This window comes from Streptomyces nojiriensis, from assembly GCF_017639205.1.
GTDB classification, from domain to species: domain Bacteria; phylum Actinomycetota; class Actinomycetes; order Streptomycetales; family Streptomycetaceae; genus Streptomyces; species Streptomyces nojiriensis.
In genome coordinates, this window is the sequence record NZ_CP071139.1 from 2401583 (window position 1) to 2426631 (window position 25049).

General features: G+C 72.3%; 25 protein-coding genes. 7 read left to right on the forward strand and 18 right to left on the reverse strand.

What is annotated here, in order from left to right:
* Positions 1-2: 2 nt before the first annotated feature.
* Complete coding sequence (locus JYK04_RS11260; protein WP_189740014.1) at positions 3-797, forward strand: hypothetical protein; 795 nt, start codon at positions 3-5, stop codon at positions 795-797.
* Positions 798-833: 36 nt separating this feature from the next.
* On the opposite strand, the gene JYK04_RS11265 is transcribed toward JYK04_RS11260, so the two are convergent.
* Both JYK04_RS11265 and JYK04_RS11270 read right to left on the reverse strand, forming a co-directional pair.
* On the reverse strand, positions 834-1190 hold the full coding sequence (locus JYK04_RS11265) for a hypothetical protein (RefSeq protein ID WP_189740012.1): 357 nt from the start codon (positions 1188-1190) through the stop codon (positions 834-836).
* 110 nt (positions 1191-1300) lie between these two features.
* On the reverse strand, positions 1301-2224 hold the full coding sequence (locus tag JYK04_RS11270) for a LysR family transcriptional regulator (protein WP_189740009.1): 924 nt from the start codon (positions 2222-2224) through the stop codon (positions 1301-1303).
* Positions 2225-2294: 70 nt separating this feature from the next.
* On the opposite strand from JYK04_RS11270, the gene JYK04_RS11275 reads away from it, so the two are divergent.
* Positions 2295-3413: a TDT family transporter gene (locus JYK04_RS11275; protein ID WP_189740006.1), complete on the forward strand. Its 1119-nt coding sequence runs from the start codon at positions 2295-2297 to the stop codon at positions 3411-3413.
* Between the two features lie 500 nt (positions 3414-3913).
* Here JYK04_RS11275 and JYK04_RS11280 read toward each other — a convergent pair whose 3' ends face one another.
* Together JYK04_RS11280 and JYK04_RS11285 are read right to left on the reverse strand one after the other, a co-directional pair.
* Positions 3914-4633, reverse strand: a complete 720-nt coding sequence (locus tag JYK04_RS11280; RefSeq protein ID WP_189740003.1) for a helical backbone metal receptor — start codon at positions 4631-4633, stop codon at positions 3914-3916.
* A 5-nt stretch (positions 4634-4638) separates the two neighbouring features.
* Positions 4639-5253 (reverse strand): helix-turn-helix domain-containing protein, encoded by a 615-nt coding sequence (locus tag JYK04_RS11285; RefSeq protein WP_189740512.1) that lies wholly within the window; start codon positions 5251-5253, stop codon positions 4639-4641.
* A gap of 234 nt (positions 5254-5487) precedes the next feature.
* Between JYK04_RS11285 and JYK04_RS11290 the strand changes: the two genes are divergently transcribed.
* The 4 genes from JYK04_RS11290 (at position 5488) to JYK04_RS11305 (ending at position 10037) form a co-directional block, all read left to right on the forward strand.
* Positions 5488-6393 (forward strand): 5'-3' exonuclease, encoded by a 906-nt coding sequence (locus JYK04_RS11290; RefSeq protein ID WP_189740509.1) that lies wholly within the window; start codon positions 5488-5490, stop codon positions 6391-6393.
* A 48-nt stretch (positions 6394-6441) separates the two neighbouring features.
* Positions 6442-7281 (forward strand): siderophore-interacting protein, encoded by an 840-nt coding sequence (locus JYK04_RS11295; protein WP_189740000.1) that lies wholly within the window; start codon positions 6442-6444, stop codon positions 7279-7281.
* A 220-nt stretch (positions 7282-7501) separates the two neighbouring features.
* On the forward strand, positions 7502-9046 hold the full coding sequence (locus tag JYK04_RS11300) for a serine hydrolase (RefSeq protein WP_189739997.1): 1545 nt from the start codon (positions 7502-7504) through the stop codon (positions 9044-9046).
* 19 nt (positions 9047-9065) lie between these two features.
* Positions 9066-10037: an RluA family pseudouridine synthase gene (locus JYK04_RS11305; protein WP_189739994.1), complete on the forward strand. Its 972-nt coding sequence runs from the start codon at positions 9066-9068 to the stop codon at positions 10035-10037.
* Here JYK04_RS11305 and JYK04_RS11310 read toward each other — a convergent pair.
* The 13 genes from JYK04_RS11310 to JYK04_RS11370 all read right to left on the reverse strand — a co-directional run bounded on the left by JYK04_RS11310 (position 10034) and on the right by JYK04_RS11370 (position 23042).
* A complete protein-coding gene (locus JYK04_RS11310; protein ID WP_189739992.1) occupies positions 10034-10693 on the reverse strand; it encodes a TetR/AcrR family transcriptional regulator in 660 nt (219 codons plus the stop codon). The two genes, JYK04_RS11305 and JYK04_RS11310, sit on opposite strands and share 4 nt — an antisense overlap.
* A 91-nt stretch (positions 10694-10784) precedes the next feature.
* On the reverse strand, positions 10785-13625 hold the full coding sequence (locus JYK04_RS11315; RefSeq protein WP_189739989.1) for a DEAD/DEAH box helicase: 2841 nt from the start codon (positions 13623-13625) through the stop codon (positions 10785-10787).
* Positions 13626-13671: 46 nt separating this feature from the next.
* Entirely contained in the window at positions 13672-14571 is a 900-nt protein-coding gene (locus tag JYK04_RS11320) for a diacylglycerol kinase (protein WP_189739986.1), read from the reverse strand.
* A gap of 80 nt (positions 14572-14651) precedes the next feature.
* On the reverse strand, positions 14652-15617 hold the full coding sequence (gene tatC, locus JYK04_RS11325; RefSeq protein ID WP_189739983.1) for a twin-arginine translocase subunit TatC: 966 nt from the start codon (positions 15615-15617) through the stop codon (positions 14652-14654).
* 47 nt (positions 15618-15664) lie between these two features.
* Positions 15665-15952, reverse strand: a complete 288-nt coding sequence (tatA, locus tag JYK04_RS11330; protein WP_189739981.1) for a Sec-independent protein translocase subunit TatA — start codon at positions 15950-15952, stop codon at positions 15665-15667.
* A 168-nt stretch (positions 15953-16120) separates the two neighbouring features.
* A complete protein-coding gene (locus tag JYK04_RS11335; RefSeq protein ID WP_030723392.1) occupies positions 16121-16321 on the reverse strand; it encodes a hypothetical protein in 201 nt (66 codons plus the stop codon).
* 26 nt (positions 16322-16347) lie between these two features.
* Positions 16348-16575 (reverse strand): CpXC domain-containing protein, encoded by a 228-nt coding sequence (locus JYK04_RS11340; RefSeq protein ID WP_030011077.1) that lies wholly within the window; start codon positions 16573-16575, stop codon positions 16348-16350.
* 14 nt (positions 16576-16589) lie between these two features.
* On the reverse strand, positions 16590-17558 hold the full coding sequence (locus JYK04_RS11345) for a helix-turn-helix transcriptional regulator (RefSeq protein WP_189739978.1): 969 nt from the start codon (positions 17556-17558) through the stop codon (positions 16590-16592).
* 106 nt (positions 17559-17664) lie between these two features.
* On the reverse strand, positions 17665-18621 hold the full coding sequence (locus JYK04_RS11350) for a helix-turn-helix transcriptional regulator (protein ID WP_189739975.1): 957 nt from the start codon (positions 18619-18621) through the stop codon (positions 17665-17667).
* Between the two features lie 172 nt (positions 18622-18793).
* Positions 18794-19186, reverse strand: coding sequence for an FKBP-type peptidyl-prolyl cis-trans isomerase (locus JYK04_RS11355; RefSeq protein WP_033226511.1), 393 nt, complete (start codon positions 19184-19186; stop codon positions 18794-18796).
* Positions 19187-19214: 28 nt separating this feature from the next.
* On the reverse strand, positions 19215-20156 hold the full coding sequence (locus JYK04_RS11360; protein WP_189739972.1) for an FKBP-type peptidyl-prolyl cis-trans isomerase: 942 nt from the start codon (positions 20154-20156) through the stop codon (positions 19215-19217).
* Between the two features lie 127 nt (positions 20157-20283).
* Positions 20284-21645 carry a Pup--protein ligase gene (gene pafA, locus JYK04_RS11365; protein WP_189739969.1) on the reverse strand — a complete coding sequence of 454 codons (1362 nt, stop codon included), beginning with the start codon at positions 21643-21645 and terminating at the stop codon, positions 20284-20286.
* A 128-nt stretch (positions 21646-21773) separates the two neighbouring features.
* Positions 21774-23042 carry an MFS transporter gene (locus JYK04_RS11370; RefSeq protein WP_189739965.1) on the reverse strand — a complete coding sequence of 423 codons (1269 nt, stop codon included), beginning with the start codon at positions 23040-23042 and terminating at the stop codon, positions 21774-21776.
* Positions 23043-23187: 145 nt separating this feature from the next.
* On the opposite strand from JYK04_RS11370, the gene JYK04_RS11375 reads away from it, so the two are divergent.
* Positions 23188-24186 (forward strand): LacI family DNA-binding transcriptional regulator, encoded by a 999-nt coding sequence (locus JYK04_RS11375; RefSeq protein WP_189739962.1) that lies wholly within the window; start codon positions 23188-23190, stop codon positions 24184-24186.
* 66 nt (positions 24187-24252) lie between these two features.
* Here JYK04_RS11375 and prcA read toward each other — a convergent pair whose 3' ends face one another.
* A complete protein-coding gene (gene prcA / locus JYK04_RS11380; protein WP_030016342.1) occupies positions 24253-25017 on the reverse strand; it encodes a proteasome subunit alpha in 765 nt (254 codons plus the stop codon).
* Positions 25018-25049 lie beyond the last annotated feature (32 nt).

Sequence of the window (25049 nt, forward strand, 5' to 3'; positions counted from 1 at the left end):
GGATGCGGACCGAAGCGGAGGGCACGGCATCCGGCCCGGTCTCCAGGCTCCTGGAGAACCCGGTCATCGGAATGGCCCCGTGGATCGTCTTCTCACTGCTGGTCGGCCCGGGGCGGTTCGAGCTCGCGGTCGGACTGGCGCTGGCCACGGCCGTCGCGCTCATCGCGGCGAGCCACCTGGTCAACCGCGGCAGCAGCTGGAAACTCCTGGAACTGGCCGACGTGGTGTTCTTCGCCTCGATGGCCGCCGTCGGAGCCCTGGCGAGCGAGGGGACCCTGCGCTGGCTGGAGACGTACGCCGGCGAGGTCGCGAACATCACCCTTGCCGTGATCGCCTTCGGCTCGATGGCCGTGGGGACGCCCTTCACCCTCCAGTACGCCCGCGAACAGGTCGATCCGTCGCACTGGCACGCCCCCGGCTTCATCCGCGCCAACTACGTGATCACGGGTGTGTGGGGTGCGGCCTTCGTGGTGGCGGCCCTCGCGGGTGCCTACGGGGACCTGGTCCTGCACAACCCGAACAACATCTGGACCGGCTGGATCATCCAGATCCTGGCCATCGTCGCCGCGCTGAAGTTCACCGCCTGGTACCCGGACGTCGTCCGCGCCCGCGCGGTCCGCGAGGCAACCGGCGAGGGCCCCGAACCGCCCGGCCGGGCCGGACTGTTGCTGCCGCTGGCGGGCCTGCTGGTGCCGATCGGGATCGCCGTCCTCATCTTCGACAACATGTGGTGGCTGGGCGTCGCGCTGATCGTCGCGGGCTCGCTCCTGACGAAGCGGCTCAGCTCCCAGAGCTGAGCCGCCCCGCGCGGCCGCGGGCCCTTCAGGCGTTCCTCACTCGGGTCGGACGAAGACCACCGACCGCAGTTCGAGGCGCTCCGTGCCGTAGCCCGTGCGCGGCCGCAGCCTGAACTCCCGGCCCGTGCAGTCCGGCTCCGTGAACACGAGCGCCACCTCGTCGGTCCGGTTGCGCGGCGAGTGCGCCGGGGAACTGGCCGAGGGGTCGGCCACCTCGGGCAGCGTGATGCACTCCCCGCTCGGCGGGTTCTCCAGTACGACCGTCAACGGCGTGCCGTCGAGACCGGAGACCGTGTACTGGAACTGCCCCTCCGCGGCCGAGGCCGAGGTCGGGATCGTGAGCAGCAGGGTGACGGCGCCGAAGGCGGCGACGGCGGCATGGCGAAGACGCATCTGGGTTCTCCTCGGGAGAGCGACAAACGTGCAGGAGCCACCTTTCCGGCGTCGCACACGCCGGTGACCGCCCGCACCGCGCCGAATCGATCCCTCTTCCCCCGAACGGACTAGATCCGGCGGTGCGTCAGGGAGAGCAGGTCACGGGCCGGGCCCGCCGGGCGGGCACCGGTCGGCCAGACCGCCCGCAGGGCCCGGTCGAGCGGCGCGCCCGACACCGGGACCTCCACCAGCCGGCGCGCGCCCAGTTCGTCCCCGACCGCCAGCTCCGACAGCACGCACGGCCCCGCACCGCTCAGCGCCGCCGCCTTCACCGCCGTGGTCGACGCCAGTTCCAGCAGCGGCTCTGCCAGCCCGCCGGCCGAGGCCAGCGCGGCGTCCAGGACCTGCCGGGTGCCCGAGCCCCGCTCGCGCAGGATCAGCGGGGTCGAGGCCAGCTCGGCCGCCGCCACCCCCTTGGCGCGGCGGGCCCACGGGTGCCCCGGGGCCACCGCCACGACCAGGCGGTCCTGCGCGATCACCGCCGAATCCAGTCCCTCGGGCACGGTCAGCCCCTCGACGAAGCCGAGGTCGGCCTCGTGCGCGAGGACCCGTTCGGCGACCACCGCCGAGTTCCCGGCGTGCAGGGACACCGCCGTGTCCGGGCGCTGCCCGCGCAGGGCGATCAGCCAGCCCGGCAGCAGGTACTCCGCGATGGTCATGCTGGCAGCCACCCGCAGCCGCGAGTCCCGGCGCCCGCGCAGCGCCTGCGCGCCCGCGTCGAAGGCCTCCGCCGCCTCCACCACCCGCCGGGCCCAGTCCGTGACGAGCGCGCCCTCGGCCGTCAGCGTCGACCCCCGCGGCGAGCGGTCCACCAGGGCCACGCCGAGCCGGGTCTCCATCGCCCGGATCCGGCTGCTCGCCGCGGGCTGGGTGATGCCCAGCCGCCGGGCCGCCCCGCTCAGGCTGCCGACCCGCGCGACCGCGAGCAGCAGTTCCAGCGCGCCCAGGTCCGGTACCCGGTGTGCCAGCGGAACCCACTCCTCATTACCCATAACATCAGTTTATGGCCTCATAGGCAGATGACCTCTGCCGCCCCGGTCGCCCCGGCGTGAGGCTGGACCCATGGCCACCACCCTCGTGCGACCCCGCACCCACACCACTCCCGCGGTCCGGGCCCACAAGGCCCCCGCACTGCGGCACCTCGGCCCCAACTGGTACGCCTGCGTCATGGGCACGGCGATCGTCGCCAACGCCGGCGCGACCCTCCCGTACCAGCTCCCCGGCCAGCGCGTGGCCTGCCAGCTGCTCTGGGCGCTGTCCGCCATCCTCCTCGCCGCCTTGCTCACGGCCCGCGCCGGGCACTGGCTCCACCACCGCGACCAGGCCCGCGCCCACCTCCTGGACCCGGCCGTCGCCCCGTTCTACGGCTGCCTCGCGATGGCGCTGCTGGCCGTCGGCGGCGGCACCCTGATCGTCGGCAAGGACCTCATCGGGACCGGCGCCGCCGTCGCCGTGGACGCCGTGCTCTTCACCACCGGTACCGTGATCGGCCTGGTCATGGCCGTGGCCGTGCCCTACCTGATGGTCGTACGGCACAAGGTCGAGCCCCAGCAGGCCACCCCCGTCTGGCTGCTCCCCCTCGTCGCCCCCATGGTCTCCGCCGCCCTGGGCCCGCTGCTGATACCCCACCTGCCCGCCGGCCAGCCCCGCGAGACCCTGCTGCTCGCCTGCTACGCCATGTTCGGCATCAGCCTGCTGGCGACCCTGCTGATGCTGCCCCTGATCTTCGGCCGGCTGATCGTCGTCGGCCCCCTCCCGCCGGCCCTGACCCCGACCCTGTTCCTGGTCCTCGGCCCGCTCGGCCAGTCCACCACCGCCGTGAACCAGCTCGCCGACGTCGCCCCCGGGGCGATCGACGGCACCTACGCCGGCGCGCTGGGCGCCTTCGCCGTCGTCTACGGGGTCCCCGTGATGGGCTTCGCCCTGCTGTGGCTGGCACTGGCCACGGCCATGCTGGTCCGGGCGGCCCGGGGCGGCATGGGCTTCGCGATGACGTGGTGGGCCCTGACCTTCCCCCTCGGCACCTGCGTCACCGGTGCCGCCGGCCTCGCCCACCACACCGGCCTGACCGCCTTCGCCTGGCTCGCGACCGCCCTCTTCCTCGGCCTGCTGACCGCCTGGCTCCTGGCCGCCACCCACACCCTCCGCGGCCTCCTCTCCGGCCGCCTCCTGACCGGCTGACCCTCCCCGGGCGGGGCGGGCAGGTCCGCGGGGCCATCCCCTCGGGCGGGGCGGGCAGGTGCGGGCCGGTCCGCACCGGTCCGCGGGCCGGGATCCGGGCGCGGTGCGGGCCGGTCCGCGGGGCCGGGGAGGGGTGTCTCCTCGGCTCGGCGCGTGCGGGCATGTCTCGGCTGTGCTCGGTGGTCGCGCGCTCGTCCTGCGGGGACACCCCTCCCCGTCCCCGCTCCCCACGCGTCGGGGCGGCTCCGGGGCACTGCCGGAGCCTGCCGTGGGGCGGGGACACGGCGGAGTGTCCCCGCAGGACGAGCGCGCACCACCGGGCACCACCGCGACATGCCGCACCGCGCGAGCCGAGGAGACACTCCGGCGGGGCACCGCCCCACACCACCCAGCCCCGCCGGCGCTTGAGGCGCGGGGTCCGGGGCGGAGCCCCGGCACCACCGACCGGCCGGAGCCGGACCGCAGAGCCCCGGCACCACCGACCGGCCGGAGCCGAGGAGCTACCGCGCCGCGCGCAGCGCTGCCGCCAGCACCCCCGGCGCCCCGGCCAGCGAGGGCCCGTACCAGGTCAGGTGCCGGCCGTCGACGAGCGCGGCGGGCAGGCCCGGGAAGGCCTCCGGGCCGTCCTCACGCGTGAAGCGGTACGGCTCGTCCGGGAGCACCACCAGATCGCAGCCGGCCCCCGCGAGTTCCTCCACCGGCACGCGGGGATACCGCTCCGGGTGCCCGGCGTAGACGTTGCGGACCCCGAGCCGCGCGAGCAGGTCCCCGGCGAAGGTGTCCCGGCCGAGCACCATCCACGGCCGCCGCCAGATCGGCACGAAAGCGGTGAGCTCCGCGAGCGGCTCCACCCGGGCCCACGCCCGCTCCGCGTCCGTCAGCCACCCCGGCCTCGTCAACCCCAGCGCCCCCACCAGCACCCGGTCAAGCTCCCGCAGCGCCTGCGGCAGGTCCCGGACCTCGGTGACCAGCACCTCCACCCCGGCCGCGCGCAGCGCCGCCAGGTCCGGGGCCCTGTTCTCCTCCTCGTTGGCGATCACCAGGTCCGGCCGGAGCTCCGCGATCCCGCGCACGTCGGGGTTCTTCGTCCCCCCGATCCGCACCGCGTCCCCGAGGTCCCCGGGGTGCGTGCACCAGTCGGTGACCCCGACCAGCAGCCCCGGTGCGCTCACGGCCACCGCCTCGGTCAGCGAGGGCACCAGCGAGACGACCCGCCGCACGCCGCTCAGTGTCCCGGGGACGGGGGCTCGGACGTCGCGTGGATGTGCTCGCCCACCGCGACGACCAGGATCCGGGTCTCCTCGGTGACCGCCCGCCAGCGGTGGCGCACGCCGCCGGACAGGAACAGCGCGTCCCCGCTCTCCAGCCGGTAGGCCCGCCCTTCCGCTTCGACCTGGCAGGCGCCCTCGACCACGTACATCAGTTCGTCGTTGCGGTGCTGGTACTCGCGTCCGGCGTCCTGGTCCCCGGTGAACTCCATCGCGTGCAGCTGGTGGTGCCCGCGCACCAGGGGCCGTACGCCCGGGAACGGGGTGAGCCCGGAGGAGTCACCGGCCCGTACGAGGTCCACCGTGCGCGCGGTGTCGGAGGCGGCCAGCAGCTCGACGGCCGTCGTCTCCAGCGCGTCCGCGACCCGCTCCAGGGAGCGCATGCTGGGCCTGGCCCGCTCGTTCTCTATCTGACTCAGGAAGGGCACCGACAGGCCGCTGCGCGCCGACACGGCGGCCAGCGTGAGGTGGAGCGCGCGGCGCCGCTTGCGTACGGCCACGCCCACCCGGAGCGGCTCCTTGCCGTCCTTGTCCTTGCTCTTGTCGTCCTTGTCGTTCAGCTTGCGGTCCATGCCGTCAATGCCGTCGGTGCCGTCCCTGTCGTTCATGTCGGGGCTGCCCTCCCCATGTCTGTCGCACATCGGTGTGCTGTAAGCACCTTACGCAGCAACCGCCTCCGGTTTCGCGTGCACGGCTCTTCCCGTACCCGTCCGCTCACTGTCCGTCGCGGCGGGGTTGTCCTGACGGCCGGGACCTCCGCCGGGGTGCGTTGCGGCATCATCGACTCCGTGACGACACGACGCCTGATGCTCCTGGACACCGCCTCCCTCTACTACCGCGCCTACTTCGGTGTGCCGGACTCGGTGAAGGCCCCCGACGGCACCCCGGTCAACGCCGTGCGCGGGCTGCTCGACTTCATCGGCCGGCTCGTCCAGGACCACCGGCCGGACGATCTGGTGGCGTGCATGGACGCCGACTGGCGGCCGCACTGGCGGGTGGAGCTGATCCCCTCCTACAAGGCGCACCGAGTGGCCGAGGAGACCGAGACCGGCCCCGACGTGGAGGAGACCCCGGACACGCTCGCCCCGCAGGTGCCGATCATCGAGGCGGCGCTGGACGCCTTCGGCATCGCCCGGGTCGGGGTCGCCGGATACGAGGCGGACGACGTGATCGGTACGCTCACCGCCCGCGCGAGCGGCCCGGTGGACATCGTCACCGGCGACCGGGACCTCTACCAGCTGGTGGACGACGCCCGGCAGCGACGGGTGCTGTACCCGCTGAAGGGCGTGGGCACCCTGCAGGTGACCGACGAGGCGTGGCTCCGCGAGAAGTACGGGGTGGACGGCCCCGGTTACGCGGATCTGGCGCTGCTGCGCGGCGACCCGAGCGACGGCCTGCCGGGCGTCCCCGGCATCGGCGAGAAGACGGCCGCCAAACTCCTGGACGCCTACGGCACCCTGGCCGGGATCATCGCGGCGGTCGACGATCCGAAGTCGAAGCTGACGCCGACCCAGCGCAAGCGGCTGGACGAGTCCCGGCCCTATCTGGCGGTGGCCCCGAAGGTGGTCCAAGTGGCCTCTGACGTGCCGCTTCCGGCGTTCGACCCGGCCCTTCCGACGGCTCCGGCGCAGCCCGAACTGGTGGATGCGCTAGCCCATCGGTGGGGTCTGGGGGGTGCAGTCGCTCGCCTGAGCAGCGTGCTGCGCCCATGAGGTGATAACTTAGGTAAGGCTAAGTTTCATGGAGTCAGGGGAGTCACCGTGGCAGAAGGACGCGCCCGCACCGTCGGCACCGCCGTCGTCGTACGCACCGAGCGGCTGTCGCCGCACATGGTGCGCCTCGTGCTGGGCGGTGAGGGCCTCCGGGAGTTCGGCGCGGGCGAGTACACCGACCATTACGTCAAGCTGCTGTTCGCCCCGGTGGGCGTCACCTACCCCGCGCCGTGGGACCTGGACCGGATCCGCGCGGACTTCCCCCGCGCGCAGTGGCCGCGCCAGCGCGCGTACACGGTACGGAGCTGGGACCCCGCGCACCTGGAGCTGACCCTCGACTTCGTGGTCCACGGCGACGAGGGCCTGGCCGGCCCCTGGGCGGCGCGGGTGCAGCCGGGCGAGCTCGTGCGCTTCCTCGGCCCGGGCGGCGCCTACGCCCCGGACCCGGTGGCCGGCTGGCACCTCCTGGTGGGCGACGAGAGCGCCCTGCCGGCGATCGCCGCCGCGATGGAGCGGATGCCGGCGGGCGCGCGGGTCCACGCCATCGTCGAGATCGACGGCCCGGCCGACGAGCTGAAGGTCGCCACCCCGGACGGCATCGTCCCGGTCTGGCTCCACCGCGGCGACCGCCCGGTGGGCGAGGCCCTCGTGGAGGCCGTCATGGCCATGGAGTTCCCGAGCACGGACGTCCACGCCTTCGTCCACGGCGAGGCCGGCTTCGTCAAGGACCTGCGCCGCCACCTCCGCATGGAGCGCGGCGTCCCGCGCGAGCGCCTGTCGATCTCGGGCTACTGGCGCCTGGGCGAGACGGACGAGGGCTGGCGCGCGATCAAGCGCGACTGGAACGCCTCGGTGGAAGCCGAACAGGAACACCGCGCGGCCGCGTAAAGGTTTTTCCCCCGCCCCACCCAGCCCCGCCGGCGTTTGAGGCGCGGGGTCGGGGGCGGAGCCCCGGTCTTTTCAGCCCCGCCAGGGGGCACCTCTCAGCGGTGGCTGGGGGAGTTCGAGGCGCGGGGGTCCGGGGGCGGCGCCCCCGGCAACGGCGCCGCACGCGCCCACCGCCGGACGGCAACGGGCGCCCCGCGGCCCCCGGCAGGACAATGGCCCCATGCGTACGCTCCCGTCGCTCGGGGCAGCAGGGGCCGCCGTCCTCCTGACCGCGGCGGTCGGCGTCACGGCCACCGCCGCACCCACCCCGCCCCCCGCCCCGACGCCCCAGATCACGGACGCCGCCGTCGACAAGGCCGTCGCCCGCCTCGACCGCACGGTCGAGGACATGATGCGCCGCACCGGTGTCCCCGGCGTGTCCGTGGCCGTGGTCCACGACGACAAGGTCGTCCACATCAAGGGCTACGGGCTCCGCAGGACCGGCGAGAGCGCCGAGGTCGGGCCCGACACCGTCTTCCAGATCGCCTCGCTCTCCAAGCCGGTCTCCTCCACCGTCGTGGCCGGCACCCTCACGGACCCCGAGGAGTGGGACGACCGCGCCGTCCTGCCCGGGTTCTCCCTGAAGGACCCCTGGGTCACCGACCACGTCACCACCGCCGACCTGTTCTCCCACCGCAGCGGCCTCCCCGACCACGCCGGCGACCTCCTCGAAGACCTCGGCTACGACCAGGCGTACATCCTGGACCACCTGCGCCTGGAGCCCCTCGGCCCGTTCCGGGCGAGCTACGCCTACACCAACTTCGGGTTCACCGCGGCCGCCGAGGCCGTCGCCCGCGCCAAGGGCACCAGCTGGCAGAAGCTCAGCGCCGACACCCTCTTCAAGCCCGCCGGCATGACCCGTACGAGCACCGAGTTCTCCGCCTTCGCCCACTCCCCCGACCACGCCGCCACCCACGTCAAGAACGCTGATGGCACCTGGAGCCCGCGCTTCGTCCGCGACCCGGACGCCCAGGCCCCGGCCGGCGGTGTCAGTTCCACGGCCACCGACATGGCCCGCTGGCTGCGGCTGCAGCTGGCCGGCGGCACCCTCGACGGGAAGCGGATCATCCCCGCCGACACCCTCGCCCGGACCCACCTGCCCGAGATCGTGTCGCAGCCGACCAACGCCGTCGGCACCACCAGCTTCTACGGTCTCGGCTGGAACGTCGGCTACGACGGCGCCGGCCGCGTGCGCCTGAGCCACTCCGGCGCCTTCGAGCTCGGCGCGAACACCAACGTCACCATGCTCCCGCTGGAGCAGCTCGGCATCGTCGTGCTGACCAACGGCGCCCCGGTCGGCCTGCCCGACGCCGTGGCCCTGGACTTCCTCGACTACGCCGAGCACGGCAAGGTCTCCACGGACTGGCTCGCCCTCGCCGCCTCCGCCTACGCGACGGCTCTCGCACCCCCGGACGGGTCGACCACCGACTACGCCCACCCGCCCGCCGGGGCGCAGCCGGCCCGGGACAGCGCCGCGTACACCGGAACCTACGACAACCCCTACTACGGCAAGGCCACCGTGACCGCCGACGACAACGGCGCGCTCACCCTCGCGCTCGGCCCCGAGCCGCTGCGCTTCCCGTTGACCCACTACGACGGGGACACCTTCAGCTTCATGACCGCGGGCGAGAACGCGGTCGGCCGCACCGGGGTGATCTTCGCCGACGGCACCCTGCGCATCGAATACCTCGACGCCGACCACCTGGGCACTTTCACCCAGCGGTAGCCGCATAGCCTGTTCCCCGATGAGACGCAGAGCCCAGCCACCCCCCTCGCCCCTCCCCCAGCGCGCCGGCATCGACCCGGTCCGGCTGCGGCTCCCGCCCGACTCGGACGGGACGTGGCCGGATCTCGGCGACTACCTCGCCGCGCGCTACGCCGGCACCCGCGGCGCCGACTCGGTCGCCCGCCTGCTGGCGGCGGGCCGGGTGGTGGGCGCCGGCGGACGGGTCCTGCGCGCGCAGGACCCGTACGAGCCGGGCGCCTACCTGTGGTTCCACCGGGACATGGAGCCCGAGCCGCGGGTGCCCTTCCCCATCTCCGTCGTCCACCGGGACGCACACCTGCTGGTCGTGGACAAGCCGCACTTCCTGGCCACCACCCCGCGCGGCTCCCACATCACCGAGACCGCCCTGGCCCGGCTCCGCGAGGAGCTGGACCTGCCCGGCCTCAGCCCCGCGCACCGGCTGGACCGGCTGACGGCGGGACTGGTGATGTTCAGCGTCCGGCCGGAGGACCGCGGCGCCTACCAGCTCCTCTTCCAGCGGCGCGAGGTGCACAAGGAGTACGAGGCCCTCGCCCCGCACGACCCGGAGCTCGCCCGCACCCTCCCGCGGACGGTCCGCAGTCGGATCGAGAAGGCCCGCGGGGTCATCGCGGCGGTCGAGGTGCCCGGCGGCGAGCCCAATGCCGAAAGCCTCGTCGAATGCGTCGAGGCCCGCGACGGGCTGGGCCGCTACCGGCTGACCCCGCGCACCGGCCGCACCCACCAGCTGCGGGTCCACATGAACAGCCTGGGCCTGCCCATCCTCGGCGACCCGGTGTACCCGCAGGTCACCGACCCGGCCCCGGACGACTACCGCCGGCCGCTGCAACTCCTGGCCCGGGTCCTGGCGTTCACCGACCCCGTGACGGCGCGCGCGCACCGCTTCGAGAGCGGCCGCACCCTCCAGGCCTGGGACGACCGCGCGGGCTGGGAGGCCGGATCCGGCGGTTAGTCCCCGAGCGGGCCGACGCCCGCGATCCGCAGCGCCGCGTCCGCGGTGGCCTCCGCGAAGGCGGTCACCGGGCGCGCCGGATCCGTGCGGTGGATCAGCATGACGCCCTCGATGAGCCCGAAGACCAGGTCGCCCCGGAGCGTCAGCCCCGCCTTGTCCCCGGCCAGTTCGGTGCCGACGCGGGTCCCGGCGAGCAACACCCGGTAGGCGTCCTTGAGTTCCCCCCGCATCCGGCGGAACCGGGTGAAGCGCGAACCGCCCAGCTCGGGCAGCAGGTAGAGCGCCCCCAGGTCGTACGGCCCGCCGCACAGCAGCAGCACGTCGGAGCGGCACAGCTCCCACAGCCGCCGCGCGGCGCTCCGCCCGCCGTCCGCGAGCAGCCGGCGGGCCAGCACCAGCGAGGGCGCGACCGTGGACTCCAGCAGTTCGGCGAGGAGTTCCTCCTTGCCGCCGAAGTAGTGGTACATCGTGGCCTGGCGCATCCCGGCGCGTTCGGCGACGGCCCGCGTGGTGGTCGCCGCGTATCCCTGGACCGTGAACAACTCGGCCGCCGCGCAGAGGAGTTCCTCGCGCGGCGGCCGGCCGCTCTCCGGTCTCAGCCGGTCGGCACGCGGCCGACCGACCCGTCTCGGACCATCGTCCGCTCCCCCGCTCATGGCATCGATCGTCGCACAGAGCACGCCGATTCGATCATGGCAAGAGATCAGATCAGGCCATCCCCACCCTCGGAGGAAGCCCCAAAACCGCCTAGCCGACCGAGCTGTAGGCCACTACACCCCGAAGCAGCGCGTCCACGGCCTTGCGGGCATTTCGCGCCACCGTGCTCCCGCCGTCACCGGAGGCCGCCGGAGCCGCCGCCGCGACCTGCCCGAGCACGTCGATGACCTGCTTGCACCAGCGCACGAAGTCACCGGCCGGCATCTCCGCCTCGCGCAGCACCTCGTCCAGGCTCTTGTCGGAGGCCCACTGGTACGCCGCCCACGCGAAGCCGAGGTCCGGCTCGCGCTGGCCCACGCCCTCCGCCTGGTTGATGCGGTGCTCCTCCTCCAGCGCGTCGAGGCGGCCCCAGATCCGGACCATCTCGCCCAGCGCCTCCTTCGCCGCGCCGCCGGGCACCTTCGGCGCGACCGCGTCATCCGACTGCCGCGCCTCGAACACCAATGCGGAGACACAGGCGGCCAGTTCGGCCGGGCTGAGCCCCTCCCACACCTTGGCGCGCAGGCATTCGGAGGCCAGCAGGTCCAGCTCCCCGTACAGCCGGGCGAGCCGCTTGCCGTGCACGGTGACCTCGTCCTCGCGCAGGTAGTCCAGCTCGGTCAGCAGCGCGTGGATCCGGTCGAAGGTGCGGGCGATGGTGTTCGTCCGGCCCTCGATCCGCCGCTCCAGCTGCTGGGTGTCCCGCTTGAGCCGGTGGTAGCGCTCCGCCCAGCGGGCGTGGTCCTCGCGCTCGTCGCAGCCGTGGCAGGGATGCGCCCGCAGCTCGGACCGCAGCCGGGCGATCTCGCGGTCGTCGGCCGCCGCGGCCCGGCCGCGGGAGCGCCGCTCCGGCGTGATGTGCCCGGCCTTGCTCCGCAGCTGCGAGGCCAGGTCCCGCCGGGACTGCGGCGAGCGCGCGTTGAAGGTCTTGGGGATCCGCATCCGGTCGAGCGCCTCCACCGGGACCGGGAAGTCGATCGCGGCGAGCCGCTTGACCTGCCGCTCGGCGGTGAGCACCAGCGGGCGCGGGCCCTCCGCGTACTCGTACCCGCGGGCTCCGTGGACCCGCCCGGCCGGCACGCCCGGGTCCAGGACCAGCGCGAGCCCGGCGAACTTGCCCGTCGGCACGTGGATGATGTCGCCCGGCTTGAGCTTCTCCAGCGAACTGGCCGCCTGCACCCGGCGCTGCGCCGCGCCCTGCTTGGCCAGGTCCGTCTCGCGGTCCTTGAGGGACCGGCGCAGCTGCGCGTACTCCTCGAAGTCCCCCAAGTGGCAGGTCATGCCCTCCTGGTAGCCCTGCAGGCCCTCCTCGTTGCGCTGGACCTGCCGGGAGATGCCGACGACCGAGCGGTCTGCCTGGAACTGCGCGAAGGAGGTCTCCAGCAGCTCGCGCGAGCGGTGCCGCCCGAACTGGCTGACCAGGTTCACGGCCATGTTGTAGGAGGGCTTGAAGCTGGAGCGCAGCGGATACGTACGGGTACCCGCGAGCCCGGCGAGCCCCGCCGGGTCCATGCCGCGCTGCCAGAGCACCACCGCGTGGCCCTCGACGTCGATGCCGCGACGCCCGGCCCGGCCGGTCAGCTGCGTGTACTCGCCGGGGGTGATGTCGGCGTGCTGCTCGCCGTTCCACTTGACCAGCTTCTCCAGGATCACCGTGCGCGCGGGCATGTTGATGCCCAGCGCCAGGGTCTCCGTGGCGAAGACGGCCTTGACCAGGCCGCGGACGAAGAGCTCCTCCACGACTTCCTTGAAGGTGGGCAGCATGCCCGCGTGGTGCGCGGCGATGCCGCGCTCCAGTCCTTCGAGCCACTCGTAGTACCCCAGGACGTGCAGGTCCTCGGTGGGGATGGAGGCGGTGCGCGCCTCCACGATCTCGCGGACCTTGAGCCGCGCGGACTCGTCGTTGAGCCGCAGGCCCGCGAACAGGCACTGCTGGACGGCGGCCTCGCAGCCGGCCCGGCTGAAGATGAAGTTGATGGCGGGCAGCAGCCCGTCGTTGTCGAGGCGGGCGATGACCTCGGGGCGGGACGGGGTCCAGATCCGGCCGCGGGAGCGCCGCTCGCGCTCGCGGTCGGCCTCGCGGACCATCTTGCCGCGCCGCCGGTCCTTCGGACTGTAGGTGCGGCTGTTCTCCTCGCGCGCCATGCGCAGCAGGTCGGGATTGACCTCCCGGCGCGCGGAGCCGCGGCCGCCGTGGTCGGACTCCTCCTCGAAGAGGTCGTAGATCCGGCGGCCGGCCATGACGTGCTGCCACAGCGGTACGGGCCGCTCCTCGGAGACGATCACCTCGGTGTCCCCGCGCACGGTGTCCAGCCAGTCGCCGAACTCCTCGGCGTTGGACACGGTGGCCGACAGGGAGACCAGGGTCACCGACTCGGGGAGGTGGATGATCACTTCCTCCCACACGGCCCCGCGGAACCGGTCGGAGAGGTAGTGGACCTCGTCCATCACGACGTAGCCGAGGCCGAGCAGCGACTGGGAGCCCGCGTACAGCATGTTGCGGAGCACCTCGGTGGTCATCACGACCACCGGCGCCTCGGAGTTGACGCTGTTGTCACCCGTCAGCAGGCCCACCTTGTCGGCGCCGTAGCGCTTGACGAGGTCGGCGTACTTCTGGTTCGACAGCGCCTTGATCGGCGTCGTGTAGAAGCACTTGCGGCCCTGCCGGAGTGCCAGGTGCACGGCGAACTCGCCGACGATGGTCTTGCCCGAGCCGGTCGGGGCGGCGACGAGGACGCCTTTGCCGGCCTCCAGCGCCTTGCAGGCCTCGACCTGATAAGGGTCCAGGTCGAAGTCGTACATCTCGCGGAAGGGGGCCAGGGCAGAGGCCTCTTCGGCGGCGCGGATCCGGGCAGCGGCGTACCGCTCGGCGGGTGAGAGTTCTTCGGTCATCTTGCTGTCGAGCCTACCCGCCACCTCTGACAACAGTCGCGATCATTTAAGTGAGCAGCCGGACCGCGCGGGGAACGCACGCGGCGGTCACCGGCAGCGCCCCCAGCGGCTCGCCGTCCGCGTACGCGCTCAGGCCCGCCGCCTCCAGGGTGATCTTCCTGGCCCGGTGGACGGTCACCTTCGGATGGCCGAGGTGGCGGCCCTTGTAGACCTGCGGGAACACCTTGAGCAGGGTGGCCCGGCTGCAGTCGCCGACCACCGTGACGTCGAAGAGTCCGTCGTCGGGGACGGCGTCCGCGCAGATGCGCATGCCCCCGCCGTAGGAGGAGCCGTTGCCGACGGCCACCAGCGTGGCCTCGGTCTCGATCACCGGCCCGTCGTCGAGGGTGATCCGGTACGGGAACGGCCGGAAGGCGGCCAGCTCCGCGATCATCGCCAGGTCGTACTTGAACCGCCCGGCCGGCAGCCGCATCCGGTTGCCCCGGTCGTTGACCCGCGAGTCGAAGCCGGAGCACAGCACGGTCCCGAACCACTTCTCGTAGCCGGCGCCGCTCACCCGGCCCAGGTCGATCTCCCGGATCCGGTTCTCCTTGACGGCCTCGGCGGCCATCCGCCCCGCCCGCGCCGGCTCCCGTACGGGCAGCCCCATCGCGCGCGCGAAATCGTTTCCGGTGCCCACCGCGACCACCCCGAGCGGCACCGGCGTCCCCGCCAGGGCCTGGAGGGCCAGGGAGACCATCCCGTCGCCGCCCACCGCGATCACCGCACCGGTGCCCTCACGGACGGCGGCCGTCAGCCGGGCCAGCGCGTCGGGCGCGTCGGCGCCGACCACGGTCCGTACGGAGAATCCGGCCTCCCGGACAGCGGAAGCGGCCGGCTGCGCGGCGTGCGCGCCCCGGCCGCGTCCGGCTGTGGGATTGACGAAGAGGGTGACCTCGTGGCTCATCCACGGGAATGTACCCGAGGCCGTTCCCGGACCTCGATCGCCCCTGGGGCGCCTCCCGGCGGTGGCCGGGGGCGCACCTGTCAGGTGGCGTCGTCGTACCCGTTGATCCGCTGGCGTCCGCCGTCGGCCTGTTCGGGCAGCGCCGCGGGAGCCGGGACGGATTCCAGCTCGCCGATCGGCGACGGGGTGAGGTCCAGCCGGGAGGCCTCGTCGTCGCTCAGATCCGCGTCGGGGTCGTTGCGCCTGCGCCTGCGGTCGTTGAGGAGGCAGATGCCGAGGGCGGCGAAGTAGAGGGCCACGATGGGCACGGCCAGCGCGAGCATCGTCGGCGGGTCACCGGTGGGCGTCGCGAAGGCGGCGAAGATCGTGATGCCGAGGACCATGCCCCGCCACCAGCTCGCCAGCCGCTTGCCGGAGAGCACACCGGTGAAGTTCAGCAGGATCAGCAGCAGCGGCAGCTCGAAGGCCAGGCCGAACACGATCACCATGCGGGTGACCAGGTCGAGGTAGTCGTCGACCGGCAGCAGGTTGCGCGCGTGGTCGGGGGTGAACTCGAGCATGATCGTCGCGGTCTGCGGGAGGATCTTGTACGCGATCACCGCACCGGTCAGGAAGAGGGGCGCGCCGACGGCGACGAAACTGCGCGCGTACTTCTTCTCGTGGCTGTGCAGCCCGGGCGCGGCGAACGCCCACAGCTGGTACAGCCACACCGGGGCGGACAGCACCACACCGGCCATCAGCGCGACCTTCAGGGCGATCGAGAACGCCGAGATCAGGCCGTTCACGGTCATGTCGGCGCAGGGGCGGCCGTTGCGCTGGGTCACCACACCGTCGGTACAGCCGACGGAGTCCAGCATCGGCTTCAACAGGAAGTTGATGATTTCCCGGTAGAAGAACGCGGCGACGATCGTGATCACCACGATCGCCAGGACCGACTTCAGCAGGCGGTTCCGAAGCTCACGCAGGTGCTCGACGAGAGGCATGCGCCCTTCGGCGTCCTTCGCCTGCCGTTCCTTCTTCTCCTGCTTGCGGGCAGAGTTGAGCAACCCACGTCCCTTGTCTCGTTGCAGATGACTGGCGTGTACGGCGGGTGTCAGCCCTGGGCGGTGCGGTTCGGCTCGCCGACCGGACGCGAGCTGCTGACGTCACCCGGAGCGGCCTGGATGGTACGCGGGGCGACGGGCTGCGCGGACTGGTCCGCGGGCGCGGCGGCGGCGACGTCGTCGCTCTCGCCGTCCTTCTTCATGGCCTTGGCCTCGCTCTTGAGGATGCGGGCCGACTTGCCGAGGGAGCGGGCCATGTCAGGGAGCTTCTTGGCGCCGAACAGCAGGATGACGAGTCCGACAATGACGAGGATTTCCCAACCCCTGAAGTTGCCCATAGGTATCTTCCTTCTTCTCCGAGGTTCGCGGCACGCCGGACGGGCGCCTAGGACTTGCTCTACCGAGGATCGTAACCCCAGGGGGTTAACGCCCGGCAATCCCCGGGCGTCCCCTCGCTTGCACCTGGGCAGGTTCATCATGGCCCGGTCACACGCGTTCGCCCCGCATCAGGGACGTACGCCGTGTCCCGCCCGGGCCAGATCGACGGCCGCCCGCTCGAGATCCGCCGACGCGTCGGTGATCCGGCGACTGGCCTGCGCCACCTGGGAGGCCAGCCTGCGCACCTCCACGTACACCCGCACGGCGAGCACGGCGAGCACGGCCACTCCGAGGAACCCCAGGACAATTGCGAACATCGGCCACAGCATGGGGCGAGCCTAGGCCACCCGCCCGGTCAGATGCTGCGCAGGGTGCTCACGCCACCACCGGTGAGCAGTTCCACGATCCGCTCGCCGGCGGGTTTGCGTACGGCGGCACCGCATTCGGGACAGGTGAAGGAATAGAAAGTCGTCCGCCTGCTCCCGCCGATGGCCAGCCGCAGGGCGCCCGCGTCCAGCTCGAAGCGGGCCCGGCAGTCGGGGCAGGAAGCCTTGAAGGCGACGGGCCCGGACGTTGGCGACATCGACCGCGCTCCCCTCAGACCTGTTCCCCGTACCCCGCCAGCGCCTCCCGGGCGGCGCTGCGCGCGCTGTCCGCCAGCTCGGCCGGAGCGACGATCCGGCCCTCACGGCCCAGCCGCAGCGCCAGCCGGCGCAACGAGGCCGGGTCCGGGCTGCGCAGGGTGATCCGCAGACCGCCCCCGGTCAGCTCCTCCGCGCTGTCGTGCGGGTAGTACTCGGCGACCCAGCGCCCGCCCGGCCCCACCTCGACCACGACCTCCGGGTCCTCGGCGGCCGGCTGGACCAGGCCCTCGGACAGGTCGCGCGGCTCGATGGCGGGCGGCTCGGCCCGCTCGTCCAGCAGCCGGATCTCCGCGACCCGGTCGAGGCGGAAGGTGCGCCGCGCCTCGGAGAGGTGGCACCAGCCCTCCATGTACGTGTGCCCCACCGCGAAGAGCCGGATCGGGTCGACCGTGCGCTCGGTCAGCTCGTCCCGCGCGGGCGAGTAGTAGCGCAGCCACAGCCGCCGGCGCTCCGCGATGGCCCGGTCGACGTCCGCGAAGACCCCGCCCTCGGACTCGAAGGTCACCGACAGCCGGGAGCTGGCCCCGGCCACCTCGCCCGCGGCCGCCTCCAGCTTGGCCGTGGCCCGCAGCAGGGCGTCCCGGTCGCTCTCGCGCAGCCCGGGCAGGGTGGCCACGGCACGCGCGGCCACCAGCAGCGCGGTCGCCTCGTCGGCGGCCAGCCGCAGCGGCTCGGCGGTGGACTCCCCCGAGGCGTCGGGGTTGCGCCACCAGATGCGCTCCCCGTCGGTGTCGATGTCGAGCAGGTCCCCGCCCCGGAAACTGGTCCCGCACATGGGCAGCACGTCGAGGTCCGAGATCAGCTCGTCCTCCGTGATCCCGAAGGCGCGCGCGACGTCCGCGACGTGCGCACCGGGGCGCTCGCGCAGGTAGGTCACCAGGGACAGCATCCGGCGGGTCTGGTCGATGGCGTTGGCAGCCATGCTGGTACGTCTCCCCCTCAGGGCACGTCTGTGGATGTCGCTCTTGTGCAACGGTGCGGCCGCGGATCGGCCGCCGGGCCCGCGGGCCCCGGAAATCGGGCCCCGGTCAGGCCCCGGCGACGGCCCGCAGCCGGTCCACCACGTCCGCCCGCAGGTCGGCCGGACCGACCACGACGACGTCGGGCCCGAACTCCACCAGCCAGGCGTCCAGCCCGTGCCCGTAGGGGATCTCCAGCTCGTCCCAGCCGTCCCCGCCCTCGCGCACCGCGGTGGCCTTGGCCCGCAGCGGGTAGCCCGCCCCGGCCCGCAGCCGGATCAGCGCGCTGCGGTCCGCGCTCTCCCCGGCCCAACTCGCCACGGTCTCCCGCACGGTCACCACGTCCGGCACCTCGGCGGTGTACTTCGCGGCCCGGGAGCGGACCTTGCCCGTGATCCGGGAGAGCCGGAACACCCGCTCCGCCCCGCGGTCGCGGTCGTAGCCGGCCAGGTACCAGTGGCCGCGCCAGCACTCCAGCGCCCAGGGCTCCACCTGCCGTGTCTCGGGCCGGGCGGCGGTGGACTTGCGGTAGTCGAAGACGACCGGCCGGCGGTCCCGGCAGGCCAGCATCAGCGGCTCGAAGGCCGCCTCGTGGACCGGGATGCGCGGCTCGATCGCGCTGTGCTGCCCCTCGTACGGGTCCTCCGCCTCGGGCATCCCGCCCGCACGCAGCTTCTGCAGGGCCCCGCTGGCGGCCCCCGCCAGCCGCGCCTGCTGCCAGACCTTGGCCGCCAGCCCCAGGGCGGCGGCCTCCTCGGCGTCCAGCGAGACGGGAGGCAGCCGGTTGCTGTCCCGGCGGGCCAGGTAACCGGTCTCGCCGTCCAGGTTCTCCACCGTCTCGATGACGAGGCCGAGTTCACGCAGGTCGTCCTTGTCCCGCTCGAACATGCGGTTGAAGGACTCGTCGTTGCCGGCCTCCATGTAGGCCTCGATGGAGCCGCGCAACTCCCGCTTGCTGAGCGGCCGGCGGGTCCCCAGCAGACACAGCGCCAGATTCATCAGCCGCTCGGCCTTGGCAATCGCCATCGACGCCCTTCCGCCCTTCTCCGTCTGCACATCCGTCGGACCGTCATACGAGCCGCGACCGGATGCGGACGGACCCATTGACCGTTGACCGTACCGCCCCGGCGCGCCCGGGCAAAAGCGAGGGGCCCCCGCCGGACGGCGGGGGCCCCTGCACCGATCGCGGATGGCCGGATCAGCCGACCTTGACCAGGTCGCAGACGAAGATCAGCGTCTCGCCCGGGGCGATCGCACCGCCCGCGCCACGGTCGCCGTAGGCCAGGTGCGCCGGGATCGTCAGCTTGCGGCGGCCACCGACCTTCATGCCCTGGACACCCTGGTCCCAGCCGGCGATGACCTGACCGACACCGAGCTGGAACTGCAGCGCGGAACCACGGTTCCAGGAGGCGTCGAACTCCTCACCGGTGGAGAAGGCCACGCCCACGTAGTGCACGGAGACAAGGTCGCCCTTCTTGGCCTCCGCGCCGTCGCCGACCCATTCGTCCTTGATCACGAGGTCCTTGGGGGCGTCGCCCTCAGGGAAGTCGATCTCGGGCTTCTGGAGGTCACTCACGGAACTTCTCCTCATACGTACGAAACGGTCAACCGGAACAGTCTTACATCACCGCGAGGATGTCGAGGCTGAAGACCAGCGTCGACTTCGCCGGGATGGTGCCCTGCTCCTTGTCCCCGAAGGCCTGGTCCGGCGGGATGACCAGCAGGATGCGGCTGCCGACCTTCTTGCCGACGATGCCGTCCTTCAAACCCTTGACCGAGAGCTCACCCAGCGGCCAGGTGATCGCCTGGTCACTGGTGTAGGTGCTCTCGAAGGACTTGTCGTCCTTCCACGTCTTGCCGTTGAACTTGACGACGACGCTGTCGGTGTCCTTCACGACCGCGCCGTCACCCTCCAGGACGTAGTCCGAGACCAGCTTGGTGGGCTCCGCGGTGTCCTTCGGGACGGTCACGGAGACTTCCTTGCCGTCCGCGTTCGTGCCGACCTTGGGCAGGTCCTTGTTCTCCTGGGCGACTTCCTTGCCCGTGGCCGAGGCCGGGACGGTCGTGCCCTTGACGATGTCCACGACGAAGACCAGCGTGGCGTTCGGCTTGATCTTCGGGGGCGAGCCCTGGGCCCCGTAACCGAGCTCCGGCGGGATCACCAGCTCGACACGGCTGCCGACCTTCTGGCCCTCCAGACCCTGGTCCCAGCCCTTGATGACCGCGCCCGCACCGATGGTCACGTCGAAGGGCGCGGGCCGCCCGAAGCTCTTGTCGAACGAATCGTTGCCGTCCCACACCTGGCCGAGGTAGTGGACCTGCGCGATGTCGTTCTTCTTGAGCACCTGCCCGGCGCCCTCGCTGATGGTCACCACCTTGAGCTCCTTGGGCGGCGCGCCCTTCCCCTTCGACAGGGTGGGCGTCTCCCCGAAGGCGGCACCCTTGGTGATCGCGGGAGCCCCGTTCTTCATCTGGGCGGAGTCGGAGCCGCTGTCGTCGCCACACGCTGCGGTCGTCAGCAGCAGCAGGGGTACGACAAGCAGGCCGGCAAGTCGGCGCACGTGTTCCTCAGATCTCAGACGGCAAAGCGGTCGCTCGCCACTCTAAGCCGTGCACAGGGCCCCGTACGAGAGACGTACGGGGCCCTGGCGAGGAGTGCGATGTCACACTGCGGCCACTCGGCGGGTCCTACATGCCCGCGATCAGCTTCTCCACCCGGTCGTCCACCGACCGGAACGGGTCCTTGCACAGCACCGTCCGCTGCGCCTGGTCATTGAGCTTCAGGTGCACCCAGTCGACCGTGAAGTCCCGCCGCTGCTCCTGCGCCCGCCGGATGAAGTCCCCGCGCAGCCGCGCCCGCGTCGTCTGCGGGGGCACCGACTTGCCCTCGAAGATCTTCAGGTCGTTGCAGATCCGCGCCGCCTGCCCCTTGCGCTCCAGCAGGTAGTACAGCCCGCGCCGGCGGTGGATGTCGTGGTACGCGAGGTCTATCTGGGCCACCCGCGGATTCGACATGGTCATGCCGTGCTTGGCCCGGTACCGCTCGATGAGCTGGTACTTCATGACCCAGTCGATCTCGGTCCCGATCCGGTCCAGGTCCTCCGCGTCGATCGCGTCGAGCGTGCGGCCCCACAGCTCCAGCACCTGGTCCACCACCCCGGTACGGATCCCCCGGCGCTCGGCGAAGTCCACCGCCTTCTCGTAGTACTCCCGCTGGATCTCCAGCGCCGACGCCTCCCGCCCGCTCGCCAGGCGCACCTTGCGCTGACCCGTGATGTCGTGGCTGACCTCGCGGATCGCCCGGATCGGGTTCTCCAGGGTCAGGTCCCGCATCACCGTGCCCGCCTCGATCATGCGCAGCACCAGGTCGGTGGCCCCGACCTTGAGCAGCATGGTCGTCTCGGACATGTTCGAGTCACCCACGATGACGTGCAGCCTGCGGTAGCGCTCGGCGTCCGCGTGCGGCTCGTCCCGGGTGTTGATGATCGGCCGCGAGCGGGTCGTGGCGGAGCTGACGCCCTCCCAGATGTGCTCGGCCCGCTGACTCACGCAGTAGACCGCACCCCGCGGCGTCTGCAGCACCTTGCCTGCGCCACAGATCAGCTGGCGCGTGACAAGGAACGGAATGAGAATGTCCGCCAGGCGGGAGAATTCCCCGTGCCGGGCCACCAGGTAGTTCTCGTGGCAGCCGTACGAGTTGCCCGCCGAGTCGGTGTTGTTCTTGAAGAGATAGACGTCGCCCGCGATTCCTTCCTCGTGCAGGCGTCGTTCGGCGTCGACGAGCAGACCTTCGAGAATGCGCTCGCCTGCTTTGTCGTGAGTGACCAACTCGGTCACGTTGTCGCATTCGGGAGTGGCATATTCCGGATGCGAACCCACGTCGAGGTACAGGCGGGCGCCGTTCCGCAGGAAGACATTGCTGCTGCGGCCCCATGACACAACACGGCGGAAGAGGTAGCGCGCCACTTCGTCAGGAGACAGTCGGCGCTGTCCCCTGAACGTGCACGTGACGCCGTACTCGTTCTCCAGCCCGAAAATGCGGCGGTCCATGACTGAACATTACGCCTTCTGCCCTCTTCTGAAACCGGGTTCGGGAGCGCCGTTTCGATCAGCCCCCCTCAGCGGGGCGATCGGCACCCCGATCACGGCCCGATCGGCCCATCCGGCGCACCCGCCGATCACGGCGCCGACGGCACCTCCGACGGCACGTCAGGAGCCGTCTCCGACACACCGTCAGCCGAGCCCGCCACCGCGCGACTGCGCCCGCCGGTTGCCAGCACCCGCTGAGTGACCATCAGAACCAGCAGCGCCGAACCGCCCGCCACGCTCGCCACACCGAACCCCGCCGCGGTACCGCCCAGCTCCACCGCCGGCCCCGCCGCCGCCGTACCGATCGCCGCACCCACCCCGAAGAACGTCACCAGCCACGAGAACGCCTCCGTCACCGTGCCCGCCGGAGCGTGCCGGTCCACCACGATGAACGCACACGCCAGCGCCGGCGCCAGGAACACACCCGACAGCGCCGACAGCGCCGTCATCGCCACCGCGCCCGGCACCAGCATCAGCGGCAGATAGCAGACCGCCAGCAGAGCCACCAGCGCCCGCAGCCGCCGCTCGGGCGCACCGGCCCACTGCCGCGCACCGTAGAACACCCCACCGATCAGCGCACCCAGCCCCAGCGCCGCCATCAGCCAGCCGTACACCGCCTGCCCGCCGTGATCGTCCGCGTACGCCACACCCGCCACCGTGATCGAGCCCAGCGCCATACCCACGAAGAAGAACGCACCCAGCAGCGCCAGCAGCCCGCGCGAACGCAGCGCCCCCAGCCAGTGCGCCTCCCGCGGCGCCGAACGCCACTTCCGCGACGGCTCGCTGACCACCACGGACAGCGCGCCCAGCACACCGATCGCGTTCAGCGCCAGCAGCGCCCCCGCCGGCGACCACATCGCCACGAACAGCGTCACCAGCAGCGGACCGACGGTGAACATGACCTCCTGGGCCACCGCGTCCATCGCGTACGCCGCGTGCACCTTCTCCTCCTCCTCACGGCCGCCCAGCACCGCCGGCCACAGCGCCCGCAGGCCGCCCTCCAGCGGCGGCGTGAACAGCCCCGCGACCACCACCGCGGCGTACGCGGCCACCGCCGACCCCGTACCCGCGAGCGCCAGCCACACCATGCCCAGCGCGGAGACCACCGCGGCCGGCAGCTGCACCCGCGGCTGCCCGAACAGGTCCACGGCCCGCCCCAGCAGCGGCTGACCCACCGCGTTCGCCAGCCCGTACGCGGCCGCCAGCGCCCCCGCCAGGCTGTAGCTGCCGCCCTCGGCACGCGTGAACAGCACGATCGCGATCGGCCCCGTGGCATTGGGCAGCCGGCCCACGAGCGTGCCCGCCAGCAGCCTCGCGGCGTGCCTGGTCCTCAGCAGCTCCGCGTATCCCGCGGCCATGTCCGCCCCCTTCTGCCCGGATCCAGCCGGGAACAACCGAAGTAATACGTATAACTAGACCGGTCATACGTACCATGGCCGCAGTCCGCCGGTCCACCCCGCGGACCCCGCCACACCCCCCGACCTCGCACTTCAGGAGCACCCTGTGACGAGACCCACCAGCCGCGACGTGGCCACCGCCGCCGGGGTCTCCCAGGCCACCGTCTCCCTCGTCCTCGGCGACAAATGGCCCGGCCGCGTCTCCGAACGCACCGCCGCCCACGTCCGCGAAACCGCCACCCGCCTCGGCTACCGCCCCAACCTCGCCGCCCGCAACCTCCGCCTCGGCACCACCCGCACCGCCCTCCTCGTCGTCCCCGCCCTCACCAACGAATTCTTCGCCCGCGTCTACACCGGAGCCGCCCGCGTCGCCGCCGAACACGGCTTCGGCGTCGTCCTCTACCCCTCCCCCGACGGCACCGGCCCCGCCCGCGACCCCTTCGCCTCCGCCCGCGCCGCCCTCGACGGAGTCATCGCCTCCTCCATGGCCGCCCACACCCTCGACGCCATCGGCGGCAACGCACTCCCCCTCGTCATGCTCGACAGCGACCCCGCCGCCGACACCGCCGCCGCCCACGTCAACCTCGCCATGGCCGACGGCATGCGCCAGATCACCGAACACCTCCTCGCCCTCGGCCACCGCCGCTTCCTCCACCTCGCCTCCGCCGTCGACTCCTGGACCTTCGAGACCCGCGCCGAAGCCCTCACCGCCCTCCTGGGCCCCGACACCGAGCTGCGCACCGTACGGGCCCCCCTCACCGTCGACGCCGCCCGTACGGCCATGGAGACCGCCCTGGCCACCCCCCAGGACCGCCCCACCGCCATCGTCTGCGACGACGACATCCTCGCCGCCGGCGCCTGCAAGGCCGCCCGCCGCCTCGGCCTGCGCATCCCCGAAGACCTCTCCGTCACCGGCTTCGACGACCTCGCCCTCGCCACCGCCGTCGAACCCGAACTCACCACCGTCCACCTCCCCGCCGAACGCGTCGGCGAACAAGGCATGACCGCCCTCCTCGCCGTCCTCGAAGGCACCCCCTGGACCGCCCCCGACATCCCCGTCCACCTCGTCGTCCGCGACTCCACGGGCCCCGCCCCGGCGCCGTAGCCGGCCGCACACGACGAAGCCCCGGCCCGCCGAGAACGGCGAACCGGGGCCCCTCACACACTGCGCCTACTCGGCGTCGTCCTCCGGCGCCTCGTCGTTCGACACGGCATCGGCCTGCACCGCCGCCGTCACGTCCGCCTCCAGCAACCGCGACAGCTGCCGACCGCGGATCCGCTTGAACTTGCGCTGCTGCGCACGCGTACGGTCCAGCACCGCGACCTCCAGCCGCTCCGCCGGAATCGTCTTGTCAGCGCCGTTCGCCTGGCTGGACAGCGCCTGCACCGCCAGCTTCAACGCCTCGGACAGGGTCATCCCGTCCTGGTGACGCTGATCCAGGAAGGTACTGATCTGCTCGGCATTGCCACCGACCGCGACCGAACCGTGCTCGTCCACGATCGACCCGTCGTGCGGCAGCCGGTAGATCTGGTCACCCGCGGCGGTCGCACCGACCTCCGCGACCACCAGCTCCACCTCGTACGGCTTCTCACCGGCCGAGGAGAAGATGGTGCCGAGCGTCTGCGCGTAGACGTTCGCCAGCCCACGGGCCGTCACGTCGTCACGGTCGTAGGTGTACCCGCGCAGATCCGCGTACCGCACACCGCCGATCCGCAGGTTCTCGTACTCGTTGTACTTGCCGGCGGCCGCGAAGCCGATCCGGTCGTAGATCTCGCTGAACTTGTGCAGCGCACGGGACGGGTTCTCGCCGACGAACACGATGCCGTCGGCGTACTGCAGCACGACCAGGCTGCGACCGCGGGCAATGCCCTTGCGGGCGTATTCCGCCCGGTCGGCCATGGCCTGCTGGGGTGACACATAGAACGGAGTCGACACCGGCTGTCCGTCCCTTTCTTCTGGGCTCCTAC